Annotated in this window: 16 protein-coding genes and 1 pseudogene; 15 read left to right on the plus strand and 2 right to left on the minus strand. The window is 39.6% G+C overall.

Annotated elements, in window-relative coordinates; translation table 11 throughout:
• Positions 1-78 precede the first annotated feature (78 nt).
• From FAZ15_RS21905 to FAZ15_RS21935, 6 genes and pseudogenes are all read left to right on the plus strand, one after another.
• Positions 79-666: an Imm53 family immunity protein gene (locus FAZ15_RS21905; protein WP_136903514.1), complete on the plus strand. Its 588-nt coding sequence runs from the start codon at positions 79-81 to the stop codon at positions 664-666.
• A gap of 400 nt (positions 667-1,066) precedes the next feature.
• Positions 1,067-1,519: a hypothetical protein gene (locus tag FAZ15_RS21915; RefSeq protein ID WP_136903515.1), complete on the plus strand. Its 453-nt coding sequence runs from the start codon at positions 1,067-1,069 to the stop codon at positions 1,517-1,519.
• A 105-nt stretch (positions 1,520-1,624) separates the two neighbouring features.
• Positions 1,625-1,711: pseudogene (locus FAZ15_RS23170) on the plus strand (HNH endonuclease); the annotation flags it as partial.
• On the plus strand, positions 1,711-2,154 hold the full coding sequence (locus FAZ15_RS21925; protein ID WP_136903516.1) for a DUF4265 domain-containing protein: 444 nt from the start codon (positions 1,711-1,713) through the stop codon (positions 2,152-2,154). The pseudogene FAZ15_RS23170 and the gene FAZ15_RS21925, both read left to right, overlap by 1 nt.
• 85 nt (positions 2,155-2,239) lie before the next feature.
• Positions 2,240-3,196 carry an RHS repeat domain-containing protein gene (locus FAZ15_RS21930; protein ID WP_136903517.1) on the plus strand — a complete coding sequence of 319 codons (957 nt, stop codon included), beginning with the start codon at positions 2,240-2,242 and terminating at the stop codon, positions 3,194-3,196.
• Complete coding sequence (locus tag FAZ15_RS21935) at positions 3,127-3,522, plus strand: hypothetical protein (RefSeq protein WP_136903518.1); 396 nt, start codon at positions 3,127-3,129, stop codon at positions 3,520-3,522. Before FAZ15_RS21930 ends, FAZ15_RS21935 begins: the two co-directional genes overlap by 70 nt.
• A gap of 580 nt (positions 3,523-4,102) precedes the next feature.
• Here FAZ15_RS21935 and FAZ15_RS21940 read toward each other — a convergent pair.
• Positions 4,103-4,753: a hypothetical protein gene (locus FAZ15_RS21940; RefSeq protein ID WP_136903519.1), complete on the minus strand. Its 651-nt coding sequence runs from the start codon at positions 4,751-4,753 to the stop codon at positions 4,103-4,105.
• Between the two features lie 24 nt (positions 4,754-4,777).
• Positions 4,778-5,008: a helix-turn-helix domain-containing protein gene (locus tag FAZ15_RS21945; protein ID WP_136903545.1), complete on the minus strand. Its 231-nt coding sequence runs from the start codon at positions 5,006-5,008 to the stop codon at positions 4,778-4,780.
• A gap of 103 nt (positions 5,009-5,111) precedes the next feature.
• Here FAZ15_RS21945 and FAZ15_RS22935 point away from each other — a divergent pair, with 103 nt between their 5' ends.
• The 9 genes from FAZ15_RS22935 (at position 5,112) to FAZ15_RS21980 (ending at position 13,651) form a co-directional block, all read left to right on the plus strand.
• Positions 5,112-5,882 (plus strand): DUF6443 domain-containing protein, encoded by a 771-nt coding sequence (locus FAZ15_RS22935; RefSeq protein ID WP_262709324.1) that lies wholly within the window; start codon positions 5,112-5,114, stop codon positions 5,880-5,882.
• Complete coding sequence (locus tag FAZ15_RS21950; protein WP_136903520.1) at positions 5,794-8,448, plus strand: RHS repeat domain-containing protein; 2,655 nt, start codon at positions 5,794-5,796, stop codon at positions 8,446-8,448. The genes FAZ15_RS22935 and FAZ15_RS21950 overlap by 89 nt, the downstream gene beginning before the upstream one ends.
• Positions 8,449-8,924: 476 nt before the next feature.
• Positions 8,925-9,467 (plus strand): hypothetical protein, encoded by a 543-nt coding sequence (locus tag FAZ15_RS21955; RefSeq protein ID WP_136903521.1) that lies wholly within the window; start codon positions 8,925-8,927, stop codon positions 9,465-9,467.
• A gap of 203 nt (positions 9,468-9,670) precedes the next feature.
• Positions 9,671-9,838: a hypothetical protein gene (locus FAZ15_RS22610; RefSeq protein WP_162305033.1), complete on the plus strand. Its 168-nt coding sequence runs from the start codon at positions 9,671-9,673 to the stop codon at positions 9,836-9,838.
• A gap of 23 nt (positions 9,839-9,861) precedes the next feature.
• A complete protein-coding gene (locus tag FAZ15_RS21960; RefSeq protein ID WP_238387342.1) occupies positions 9,862-10,173 on the plus strand; it encodes a hypothetical protein in 312 nt (103 codons plus the stop codon).
• Position 10,174: 1 nt separating this feature from the next.
• Positions 10,175-10,816 (plus strand): hypothetical protein, encoded by a 642-nt coding sequence (locus FAZ15_RS21965; RefSeq protein WP_136903523.1) that lies wholly within the window; start codon positions 10,175-10,177, stop codon positions 10,814-10,816.
• Positions 10,817-11,388: 572 nt separating this feature from the next.
• Positions 11,389-11,997, plus strand: coding sequence for a hypothetical protein (locus tag FAZ15_RS23070; RefSeq protein ID WP_136903524.1), 609 nt, complete (start codon positions 11,389-11,391; stop codon positions 11,995-11,997).
• Positions 11,998-12,153: 156 nt separating this feature from the next.
• Positions 12,154-12,843 (plus strand): hypothetical protein, encoded by a 690-nt coding sequence (locus FAZ15_RS21975; RefSeq protein ID WP_136903525.1) that lies wholly within the window; start codon positions 12,154-12,156, stop codon positions 12,841-12,843.
• Complete coding sequence (locus FAZ15_RS21980) at positions 12,836-13,651, plus strand: hypothetical protein (RefSeq protein WP_162305034.1); 816 nt, start codon at positions 12,836-12,838, stop codon at positions 13,649-13,651. Before FAZ15_RS21975 ends, FAZ15_RS21980 begins: the two co-directional genes overlap by 8 nt.
• Positions 13,652-13,744: the final 93 nt, after the last annotated feature.

Below are 13,744 nucleotides of genomic sequence, written 5' to 3' on the forward strand. Positions count from 1 at the left end.
CCTCCGTTTTCAAAGTAAGAATGGCCCGTTGACCTCCGAAATTCAGGAGATTTTTTGGCCCGCTGACCTCCGAAATAATTGGCAAATCAAACCGAATTAGCTGGCCCAGTGACTTCCGTTATAGACAACTGGTACAAAAACCAATGTAATGGGGACTGGGAACATGAACATGCAATTACAATACAAACATTAGATAACCCAGGATGGAAATTCTCTTTAGATTTAATAAATACTTGTTTAGAAGGATTTTTATTTGACTTGAATTTTAAAGAAGGTTTTAGTAATTGGTATCAGATTAAGTCTGATGGAGAAAAATATATAGGTTATAGTGATTTTAATAATTTAAACACATTAATTGAAAAGTTTATTTTCGATTTTGCAATTCCTAATTTTAAAGAATCTACTATAACATACGCTGTTTATGCTCCAATAGAAATTTTGCAGCAAAAGAAAATATACCTACCTTTAGAAGCAAAAATGGTAGATATGGTGAATTTTGAGATTATATCAATTCCAGAGTATGATTTTCAGGACTTAAAAGCTCTGGAAATTAGTGATTTTGAAAATTTGGATGATGTAAATGCGGATGTAACTTTCAAAGTTGGGGATATTGTTAAATGCAATTTAATTCAAATGTCTGATTATCCCACATTGGTGATTAATTAGGTATAAAAGGCTACTATCCATTTGGCAAGCAGAAACTTCGATTAAAGAATACATATCATAGTTATCTCTTAATGTTCGTCCTCAATTTAATGATACACAAGTATTATTAGCATAATACTGTTTTTACTATTCTATAGAAAGCAACTGATGACGTAAAATAACACAGCCTAATCTTTCATCGGATAGAGACGTATTGTTTTATTGAGCATAAGCTTTGCATGTCTTGGCATCCCTGATAATTGCATTTACCAAAAATAGGAGCTTATCCTTTATTGACTGTCCAAGATCCTCGATATCCTCATTGGGAAGCAGGTAAAGTCAAAACAGACAACGGTAAAACGCGTATGAACAATTATAATCGACCAAAACTTGATAACGACAAATCTAAAGTTAATTATTAATGGAAGAGACCTCAGAACAAAAAAGAAGACGTCTTTATGGTAAACAATATTTGGCGAAATACTTAGCTATTATAAAGAAGATAACGACTTATAGAAATCAGGAAGATATCCGGCTTTTGACGATTGTAGATACTGATATCATTCTAAGACAAACAGAGTCATTAGAAAAGGGATATATTTCAAAAATTCCTTTTAATAACAAGGAAGAACTGAAAACTATAATTAGAAGAAAATGCACAGATGAAACTCCAATATATTTATATACAGACCTGTCCAAAGATTGTGGGATAGTATTTCTTAATTCTATCAATGAATTTAACCTAGAATTTAATTTCGAAGATGAGCCTACAGGGTTAATAATTTTGATCGGCTTAAAAAGTGAATATAAAATACTGTTGGATTTTTATGAAGAAGATGAAGAAAGATTTATGGAAATTGAATATTATCGATAGATTGAAGCTAAAATTTGAGCATAACTGAAAAAGAAATAGAAGCAGTGTCTTTACTAGAAGCTTTGGAGCGCTATAAATACTTTATAAAGCGTAGTTGATCATACAGAACCAAAATCGAAAGGAGGTAGTGGAACACCAAATAATGGACAAGTGTTATGTCGAGATTGTAACATAAAAAAGGGTAATAGATAATGAAAGATAAAGTGGTTTTAACGTATAAAGATTTAGATGGTAGTTTTTCGGAAGAGATTATTTGGGTTGTAAAACTAGATGATAATTTTTATAAAGTAAATAATATACCTTTTTATGCTGGCAATTTAGCGTTGGGTGATATTATTAGTGTTGAAGATGACCAAGGTATTTTGTACTTTGATGAATTAATAGCGGTATCTGGAAATTCCACGGTTCAAATAATATTTTTTGATATTAAGCAATCGAAGAATGTTATAGAAGATTTAGAGCAATTAAATTGTAAATGGGAAAGTATGAAAGAACAACCATACTTTGCTGTGGATATACCTGAAAGTGTTGATTATCAAAAAGTAAAAGATCTTTTAGATATATATGTTGAAAGAGGGTGTCTTGATTACAAAGAAGCCTGTATCTCAGAGCACCATTTTGCTAATCTGCGCTAAGACATAACAAGAAATTGGAACTATATAATGCTATAACTAGCTGATTTTTAATTTATAGCAATTGGTTTCTAACGAGATCGGCCAGTTGAAACGTAAACACTTGCACAGCGAAAACAATGGGACAAGTTTTATCGACACAGTGGGCTATGATGGTTACAATGAACGGGGTTGGATTACATGGTTAAGTTCACCAAACTTTGGTGAAGTATTGAAATACAACCTTCCAAGCCTTTCGACGACGGATCAGCAGTACAATGGAAACATCTCCGAGCAACACTGGGGGCATGGCACATCCGGTACTCCTAATATGTTCAGTTATGGCTATGACAAGTTGAACCGGCTTACTAAAGGAGTCAGTACAGGCACCGTGATGAGTGAAGAATTAGCATATGACGATAGGGGCAACATCTTAACATTGCGACGCGACAACGGCACACCCACTCTATACACGTACACGGGTAATCTCTTGAGCTCAGTGAGCGGAGGACTCACGGGAAATTATACGTACGATGCAAATGGATCTATCAATAAGGACAGGACTGGGATGATATTTTCGCATACTCGACTTAGTCAGCTTCGGGCAGCTGTCAGCTCCAGTGTTTCGATACTGTATCTTTACGATGACGCTGAAATCGGACGGTGGAACGTAGTGGACCCGCTGGCGGAGAAATATGCTGTAGTATCTCCATATGCATACGGGATGAATGATCCTATCTATTTCATCGATCCTGACGGTATGAAAACGGAAGGTTACCTTACCAGAAATGAAGATGAAAACGGCAAATTGATAAAAGAGACAAACGATGGAAATGACGCCACTGTTGTTATCGCTAATGACAAGGTAAAAGACTTTTTAAAAGAGTTTATGGAGAAGGAGAAAGAGGGGGCTCAGAACTCGATGATGCACAATGAAAGTTGGATTCGACGTTATGGAGAAGGAATGGTTGCGTCTGAAAGTGATAATGTACCTGATTGGGCGCAAAAAGCTATAGGAGATTTGAAACCTATCTCGATTGCAGTGGCGGTCTTCGTCTTGAATTAGGGAAAAATACCCAAACCACGTTCAGGCTGTTTCGGAAAGATGGAACAGTATTTAGTCCAAAGCTATATACTTCGGGTTGGACAGGTGGTAGTGTTTCTAGAATACAAACACACAGCTTAGGTAAGGTGATTGGGGTTGCAGGGAAGTTATTAGGGTGGTACAGTGTTGGAGCATCTGGAGTGGATGTGTTAAAAGGGGATTTGTCGGTAACTCAGGGTGTAACAGATATAGGTGTTGGACTTTACGGAATTTTAGGTGGGTGGCCAGGAGCTGTTGTAGGAATAAGTTATGAAGCAGGTAAGCTATATGGCCCTAGTAAATGGTAACTTAACAAAAATCTATGTTTGATTATCTTTTTTATCGTATTTATTGGTGGAACAAAGTTGTTGTAAAAGAAAAAGATCTTTTAGTGTTTTCAACGTTGTTGGGCATCTCTGTTTTCAAGATATTAAACTTGAGCACACTTGTATTTATGGTTCTCATTTGGCGGGATGCTATCTCACATTATCATAAATGGATGCAAATAGTGTTGATGTGTTCGGTGTTGTTATGCGACTACTTTCTATATATCAACGGGTCAAAATATAAAAGCATAATTGAAAAGTTTTCTGGAAAAGGTAAAGCGCCAACTAAGGATGCTCTTCTAGTCGGATATATAGTGTTGACTTTTGTATTGTTTTTCTTGGTTGTTTTAACAGGTGCAAAGATGTCGAAATAAAAAGCCTTTTTTAGATTAAACACAGCCCAATCTTTCATCGGATTGGGCTTTTTTATTTATTACGCATAGGCTTTACCTGTCTTTGCATCCCTTATAATGGCATTTGCCAGAAAGAGGAGCTTGACTACTTGATCTTTCTCTTTGAGAAGCTCTTCTTGCAATTGGATGGTTTTTTCTAAACTTTATATTTACACTTTCTTCCAATATTTCAGCACCCCGTCAATGGATTCCTTTTCAAGCAGTTCATGGCGGATGCTGCACAATATCTTGATACACTTCTCGAGTTCGCTGATTTGGAACACAATTTTATATTCCGTGTTGAGTTTTTTGTAAACTTCCAATGCATCACGTTTTTCGTCGAAATATCCTTCATTGATCCATCGTTTTAAGAGATCGAGCAATGTTTTGTTGGTTTTTCGGGTGCTGCCTTTCGGCGCATTTTTCTTCTTCCAGATGATGCGTGTGCCTTCGCCGCTAGGGGAGTAGACGATATGGGAGAATCCTTTGTACCCTTCGTCAGGTATCCCGCCGGTATGATAGAGCTGTATATTGCCCGGTTCGGTGCCATTAGGGATGATTTTAGAAAACGGACACTTTAAAATATAGGGTAGTAGGTCGATCTGATCCTCGTTAAAGCGGTTCTTATCGCTGGGTTTGATAATGAATCCAAAGACATAGTTGTTGGCTTTGCCGAGCAAGAACGAAAGCTCATCATCAGTCATGCCGATTTCATTTAGCCGCTCGATAACCTGGCAGATAATGACATAGTCCATCCGGGACATAATGACGTCTGGCTTATCTGCTTTTCTTACGGATGGTCTTTGGATAACTTCGATCACACTATTAAAGATGGGCTTTAAGGGTTAAAAGTCGATTGAAATTTTTACTTTTTCGCCCAATCCTTTTTCAACGATGTCAAATAGTGTTTTTAAAGTTATATTATTTCCGTTATTCTCAATTTTTGAGATATACTCACGTTTTTTATCTACTAGATTAGCAAGTTCTGACTGTGTTAAGTGCCTCTCTTCACGAGCTTTTTTAAGAAGGAGACCAATTTTAAAAGATTCGAAGTCTCTTTCATCGGATGCGGAGATGGATAGCTATCCCCTCGCGTTTTCGGCGGGCGAAGGGACACTCACCCAATACATGAACTACATCGTAAAGACGAGGTATTTGGAGCCGGGCGCAGTGGCAGCCATGCAGGATGTAACCTATTATGACGACTTGGGCCGCCCGATGCAGATGATACAACTAAGAGCTGCGCCTGGTGCCGCGAAGGATATAGTAGTACCGATTACCTACGACAACTTCGGTCGACAGGACCGGGATTATCTGCCCTTCGCTACGGCCACGGGCGCAGGTGGGGGTTACAAATGGGGAGCTACTGTGCATCAGGCCGCGTTCTACAATACGCCACCCCAAGGCGTGGTGCAGATTGCTGCCTCCAGTGGTGTGACCCCATCTTTCAGCCAGCGGATCTACGAAGCGTCGCCGTTGGACCGGGTGATGGAGCAGGGCTTCCCGGGGCAGGTATGGCAGCCCGGTCCGTCCCGGACGCCCGCCACGGGACGGACGGCGGTAACGACACGCACCACGAATAACATGGATCCCTTCGAGAGTACGGCAACCACGCGGATGGTAACCCGATACATTGTGGTAGGAGGTCCTACACCGAATTCTGAAGGTATTTATGCGGGGGGTGAACTGTACGTGGCCATTCACCGGGATGAGAACTGGCAGGACTACGGGGCATCGGACTTCCGTAGCCGGCTGCACACGACAGAGGAATATACGGACAAGCAGGGGCGGGTGGTCCTTACCCGAACCTTCGAGCAAAATGGAAGTACGGAAAATATGTTGAGTACGTATTACGTATATAATGATTTGGGACAGCTGTGTTTTGTTCTTCCACCAGGGCTCAATCCGGATCGGATATACCCCCCCCCCCCCCGGCCCCGGGGATGTTGAAACATTCGGATACGATTATCGCTACGACGACCATGGACGGCTAGTGAAAAAAACACTGCCGGGTAAGGGCGAGGAGTACCTCGTGTACAACAACTTGAATCAAATTGTTGCCACGCAAGATGCCAACCAAAGATCCAAGAGCCCTCAGGAGTGGTCGGTAACGAAGTACGACGGGCTTGGTCGGGTAGCTCAGACAGGACTTTGGCTGAATATCGGCGACCTGTCGTTGGAAACCGTCCGTGTTGCGGTACAGAGCCAGCAGGCTCCGGCTACCTGGGAGGAGCGAAATGCGACAGGACCCGCCTATACTAACCGTTCCTGGCCAACGGGCGACCTTACAGTAACGACTGAGCAATTCTATGACGACTACAACGTATCGGGTTTCCCAGCAGCCTATAATAAGTCGGACAGCCATAGTAAACTCACCCATGGCCGCGCCACAGTATCGCGTACGCGGGTGTTGGCAACAAGCGATTTCCTGTGGCGGGCGACGTATTACAACGATCGGGGGGACGTGGTTAGGAATATCGGGCAACATTACCTTGGAGGGAGCACTTCGAGCACCAAGTTCGACGACACTACTAACGAATACACCTTTACAGGACAGTTGGCCAAAAGCATACGTAGGCACCACACTACCCATGCCACCACCCCGGCGGTGACTATTATCACGGAGTATGAATACGATCACCGTGAGCGGCACACTCACACGTGGAAAGCCGTGAACAACGGCGAACGCATCCTTTTGGCAAAAAACACCTACAACGAGATCGGTCAGTTGTATGCCAAAAAGCTGCATACGGATGGGATGGAGAACCTCCCGGAAGAATTGACACTGGGTGCTGTGGAATCGGTCGGTACTGGACAGAGCTCGGAGATGCTGGCGAGCAGTTCGATTACATTGACGCCGGGTTTCCATGCTGCTATGGGCAGCACGTTCCGCGCAGCGATCGGGGGCGAATCGGCCCAGGAGATACTGTACAGCTACAACGAGCGCGGCTGGACGACCTCCATCAACAATCCCTCGAGCGTTACGGACAAACAACTTTTCGGGATGACGCTGAACTACGCCAATAACCCGCAGGCCTATAACGGCAATATCGGTTCAGTGCAGTGGAATACGAAAGTATCAAGCTCGCAGACACAAACCCCATTGCAGACCTATACATATACCTACGACCAGTTGAACCGTCTGAAGAAGGCTGTGTATACCGCCAGCGGCAAAAACAACTATTTCAATGAGGAGCTTTCCTATGACGTGATGGGCAATATCGATACCCTAAGACGGAGCAATGGTGCTACCAGCTGGTACAACCATTTCAAGTGCCAATACGAGGGTAACAGATGGATCAGTTTGGCTGATGCTGGAACGGTTAACTGGGGCAACAGTTTTACCTATGATTACAATGGAAATGCAAAGACAAATACACGGTTGGGTATTACAAATATTGAATACAATTACCTAAATTTACCGAAGAAGTTCGTGAAGGGCTCGCAAAATCTAATCTATACGTACGATGCCACAGGTAAGAAACTGAGGAAGGAGCTGGGCAGCGCGGTCACGGACTATGTGGACGGGATCCAATATAGAAACGGTGCTATCGAGTTTATTCAGACGGAAGAGGGGCGGATCCTTCCCACTGGCAGTTCTTTTATTTATGAATATTTCCTCAAGGACCATCTAGGCAACACGCGTGCCATCATAGACCATACCGGAGCGATAAAGCAGATCCAGAACTACTATGCCTTCGGTATGGAGATGAATACGGGGGGAGGGCTGAACTCGGCTTCGAACCATTACAAGTACAATGGTAAAGAGAAGCAGACTGAGATGGGCCTTGACCAGCTTGATTACGGGGCAAGGTTCTATGACGCTGAAATTGGACGGTGGAATGTGCCGGATCCGCTGGCGGAGAAGTATACAAATCTGTCCCCATATAATTATGCGGTTAATAACCCGATAAAATTTATCGATCCGGACGGAAGGTCTGTAGAACTTACGGGCGAAGCTGCACAGATGGCCTTTACCGAGTTTTTGCGTGCGAACCCGGAACTTAAAGAGAAGAGGGGAGACGAGGATCCACCAACTAATTTTATTAACGAGAAAGGACAAGTTATATTGAGGACAGAAGATGGGAGTAACGATACTTATGTTATAAATGAAGGAAATACTCAAAAATTTCTTAACTCTATAGCGGCTTGGTCAGAAACGGGGAGAGATAAAGATAAAACTGTAAATGACTTTCTAGGCAAGATATTTGGAGTTAGTCTGGGCAAATATAAAAATAGTTTCATGCATTATCCTACGGAAATTGAAGAATATGATATGTCTTTTGAAACAGGTTATAAAAATGGATATGAAAAGGGCATCCTAAATATTAATAGTATATTGTTCAATACAGGTGGCACTGATGAAAGAACCAAAAGAAGCGGATATAATATTGGCTTACATTTAGGGAGACGGCATAATAAGGATGGCTGGATGAATATGTTTAATCCTACATTAAAATCCAGCCCTGCATTATATATAATTATTAATAATCAATTGCGGAAAAATGAAAAATAGGTATTCCTCTATGTTTTTGTTAAAAGGGCTTTTTTTGGTATTCTTACTGAGAGAAGTAATTTATTTTGTATACCAACTTTCGAAAATATTATCTTTAGCTATAACTTCAAAACTAGATGCTTGGTATCCATTGTTGATGTTTTTTTTGTTGTTTATGGTAGTTGCGGAGGTAATAGTTTTAAGAAATATTTCGAAAATAAGGATGAAAGCTCTTTTTTTTACTTTTCTATCTTTCTTGTTTCTTAATTTTTTTGTGAACATTCTGGAATCTTCTATATACATTGAATTAGGAGTTGACTATTTGTATGTAATTAACATCGAGGAAAAGATAAGTCATTACCCTTCAAGAATATTTCAAATACATGGTTATATTTTAGTTATTTTTACATTACTATATTTTTTTTATAATCGGAAGGAAAATATCAGGTAAGCTAAATTCCTTAAGCGAGTGTGTCAAAAAGGACGTACTGGGTTATGTGGCAAAATTGGAAGCTAAAATAGCGGAGAGCGGTTCAAGTGGGAAATTAGAGACCAAGCTACAAAAAGCTAAGGATAATGTAACTTCTATTAACGAGATAATTGGTGACTTGAATAGCTCATCTTCTGAATTAAACCTAATGGGAAGTAAAGAGGTTACTCAAAAGTTTACTTTTATAGAATTGGGTGTGGGTACGGAGGTTGGGTATGCGGAAAAAGTAAATGATGTGATAACTATGGGTATTACTAGTGATGCCAACGGCTTTCATGAAGCGGTACATGGATACCAAATTCATCAAACTGGAGGAATAAGACAATCAGAAAGACTTAATGTGGAAGTGCCTGCATATCAAAGACAGTTCTCTTTTGATTCAAGTTCTGTTACAGGGCTGTCGTCTGACTGGGGAGGGATTAGAGGTCGAAGTGATATAAGTAGGAATTGGGTGATGGGAATAAGAACAATTGATGGTTCATACCCGTATATGAGAGGGTTCAATTCCAAGGAGATGAAGGTTTTGTTGAATAAATTAAGAAATAAGTAGATGAGCGTGTTTTTTTATTCGTTATTCTATTAGGTAGTTTTGTAAGTTGTTCATTACCATCTAACATCATTGGTATTTACATTAGTCGTGATGGGTCTCGTATTCAACTGAAAGAGGATTCAACTTACTACTACGAGTACAGGTCGCTTGAGTTATTTGAACGTTCTTCTGGTAGGTGGGAAAAAGCACAAAAAAATGAGCTGTTGATTTTTAGCGATGTCCGAACAACCACAATACCGTTAGTAGTACAGGAAGATGAAGTAGAGCAAAATGCCGAAGGCAATAGACTGGTTCTGCAAGTGAACCTAGTAGATGGTGAGAGTCAAGGGGAGAAGATTTGGGTAATGCGACGGGCACTACAATTAATATAAATAGAGATAAAATTGAAAGTACGTTGTCTAGTAACCCTGGAGGTGATAGAGTTAAACTAATTACGGGGACTTTCGTTCATGAAATAGGACATAACTTAGGAGCTAGTCATGGAGACCCAGGTAGTATAATGAACCAGATGAATATGAATGAAATAAGTACTGGAACATTTAATTATAGTTATCCTTCTGTCAATGGTAGTGGAATTCGGGCGATAATGGGGAGAACGAATAATCCTAATTCTTTAGAGTCTATGTATTTAACACCCAGGGAGGTGAGGCGTGTTATTCAACATAAAGATCCAGGTGCTCCTGGGGCATTATATAAAGTAAGGTAATATGAAAAATTTCTTAATCTTTAATTTGTTGGTCTCTTTGATTCCTCTACTGTCTAAAGGGCAGCAGAGGTCAGCTTCTGCCACGACAGAAACGATAAGAATACAAGGTTATTTATTCATTGAAGGGCATCACGAAAATATCAGAGAAGGATCGGATATCCCTCGAAAATTTCTATTCATTCCTTCGGAAAAATTTAAAGAAGAGAGCTTTTATTCAGTTTATCAGCAAGAATGTCGACCAATACATAATGACCTATTCATCCCGACTTCTTTTATGGAAAGCGGTAGAGTGGTCGGACTAAACACATTTTTGCGGAGGGCATTAAATTCTCCACTACAATTGGAATTGGAAAACTCCGTGAATGATTCTTTTGAAGATTATCTGAGGCAACAAAGTGTTTTTTTTAAGGTTAAAGGCTCAAATAAAGAGTTAAATGTTACGTTTATAGATGGTGTTTGGAGTAAAGTTATTGTGCCTTTTAAATATTCTAATTCAACCTATATAGAGCGGTACAATATGAGTAGGTTGAAGGAGCTTGATAATAAAACAGAATCCTATGAATATTACTATTTATTAGAAACTAAAAGCTTTTCTCCTGTGTTTTTTGTTAATGATGATTCATTGTTTAAGGTGAATCAATAGGGAGGACGGGTCATACTGGAATAGCACCTTAAAATCGGAGACTATTTCTAACGATTGTTCGTAGCCTCTGGCGCGAGAACAGTAAGGTGTCAGTCCCGCTTTCTGCTTGCATGTCTTCCTAACCTTATGAAAATAAAATTTCAAAATATATTGTGTTTTCTTGTTTTTCTCATAAACCTTTTATAATTTTATTGAAAATCAATTGTTGAGAAGCATATAATATAAGAGACCAGTAATTAACAGAAATATTTTAACAACATAATAGTATTGACGGAACATACATTTAAATAATAATTTTCACTTTTACAGGAAAGTAACACACTGGGATATAATGTCCTGTTGATTGTTGTACCAAACTGTAATTAATTAATAACACGATCACGATCTATTTTTAGGCCGACCATAACTGACCATATCGAAGCGAATATCAATAAAAAAAGTGTAGTCAGCCGTCTAACAGATATATACTGGGTAGAAAATAGTAGACTATTGATAAAGATACTCATGAATCTGAAGAAAGTCTACGAAAATTACAAAATGAATAGAAAACACATCCTAAAATTAAAATAAACATGACACGTATTACTCTTGTGCTTTTGTCTATCCTCCTTACCGATATTGCCGTTGGGCAGGAATTCTTTTCCGGTACGAAGAATACTACCGGAACTATTTCAAGAACTGGGATCACGAATTTAGGGTTTGCCCAGTTTCGTAACAATCCAACCATCGGCGCTACTGTTCTGGAACATACGAATTTAACTGGTGACATATACATTAGAAGCGTGGGAAGTGTTCCGTCCGGTGATGTTGGTAATGTAATTATTAATGACAATGCGGGTTTTGTTGGTATTGGAACTACTAGCCCCAGAGAAAAACTTTCCGTCAACGGGAATATTCGCGCTAAGGAAATCAAGGTTGAAGCATCTCCATGGCCGGATTATGTGTTTGAAAGCGATTACAGTTTACTTTCCCTTGAAGAATTGGAAAGCTATATCCAAAAGAATAAGCATCTGCCTGATATACCGAAGGCAGAGGAAGCAGAGAAAGACGGTGTGTCTTTGGGAGAGATGAACAGACTCCTGTTAAAGAAAATAGAGGAGCTAACGCTCTATTTAATTGATATGAAGAAGGAGATTGAAGAATTAAAGACATCAGGGATCAGAGAAGGAGTAAGTGAGTAGATTAAGTTGACCTATTCTATGCCTATCGAAAAGATATAGAATTTTCATGTTTTTCAACTATCTGCAATAGATTAAAAAAAAGAAATCACTGAATAAAAATACATGCTTTTTAGGTTTGCGCCAGAAAATCGGAATATCAATTTATAACTCATGAAAATGGAAAAAAAAATAATATTATTAGTAAGTACGATAGGTTATCTCCTTTTTGCTCCTTCCCTATTTAGCCAGGTGAGGAATGATAACGAAGCCCTTCTTCCTGCCGAAGGCGTAATTCAGGAGGCGACATGGGGAACATACTTACTTGAGAACAGTGCTGCGAATAGAAGAATTAGGCTAGGAGTGTCTAATGATGGTTATACCAGGGCGGAAATATTTTTGGAAAACAATAATACATCTCATGGTAGGATTTATTTCAAGACAATCAACACACATACGCCTGCGGCAATCCGTATGACTATCCAATCAAATGGAAATGTAGGAATTGGTACTACTAATCCTACCGACAAACTAGCGGTCAACGGCAATATCCGAGCTAAGGAAATCAAGGTCGAAACCGCCAATTGGCCAGATTACGTATTTCAGGATGGATATGAAGGAATGTCCTTACCAGAGATCGAACTGTTTATAAGGCAGAATGGCCACCTGCCTGAGATGCCAAGTGCATCAGAGGTAGAAAAAGAGGGGATATCACTCGGAAAAATGAACAAGCTACTCCTGAAAAAAATCGAGGAGCTGACACTGCTCCTGATAGAGAAGAACCGGGAAATAGAATATCAGGGAAAAGAAATCACTGAAATGAAAGATAGTATTAAACAAGTAGAAAACTGGATTGAAAAAAATGATTAGGTTTATCAGATTTAGCATGTCGTTAATTGGATTGTTAATCTGCCAATATGGTACTGCACAAACGACAACTTTTATTAAAGATATTCAAGCTAGCAATACGACGCTTATAGAGTTGACAGATGCTTCCGGTCAGGCATTAAAAAAGGGAGCCTTTTATCGGATTAAGTTGTCCGTTCGGGCAACGGGTACACGTACTGGGGCCGAGTATTTAGCCTGGTACAATAATTTGGATAGCGTTTGGTTTATACGCATGGTTTCATCTGCTGGACAAACCTCCAATCATCCTTTGCTAGTAGTGGAGAATAACTTAGTAAAAGTCAAGACCAACCATTCCAATATGTATACTATTCGGGCTTTCGTTGAAACTTACGATGCTGCTAATATCAATTCGCTTCCACATCTATTTGGCTCTTCCTTCCAGTGGCAGAGAAATATTAATAACCTATCTTACACAGATGGTAACGTAGGGATTGGAACAGACTCTCCATCCGAAAAACTTGCTGTCAACGGCAATATCCGTGCTAAGGAAATCAAAGTAGAAACCGCCAACTGGCCAGATTATGTGTTTGAGAAAGACCACAAGTTGATGTCTCTGGATAGCTTAGAAAGTTTTATAAATAAAAATGGGCACCTGCCCGAAGTTCCCAAAGCAAAGGAAATTGAAGAAAGCGGACTTTCTCTCGGGGAAATGAATAAAATTCTCATGAAGAAAATGGAAGAGATGACGCTCTATATTATTAATCTAGAAGAAAGGGTGAAGAGTTTGGAAAGTAATGGAATTACCATGGAAAATAGTGGATTGAAATAAATTATTTTAAAATGTTTAATTTTTCAAATGAAATTGTTATTTTGTATAGCTTTTACAATTACACGTACAAGTCGCTTTTATTAACTGTTTAAG

It is taken from the genome of Sphingobacterium olei (genome assembly GCF_005048855.1).
Taxonomy (GTDB): domain Bacteria; phylum Bacteroidota; class Bacteroidia; order Sphingobacteriales; family Sphingobacteriaceae; genus Sphingobacterium; species Sphingobacterium olei.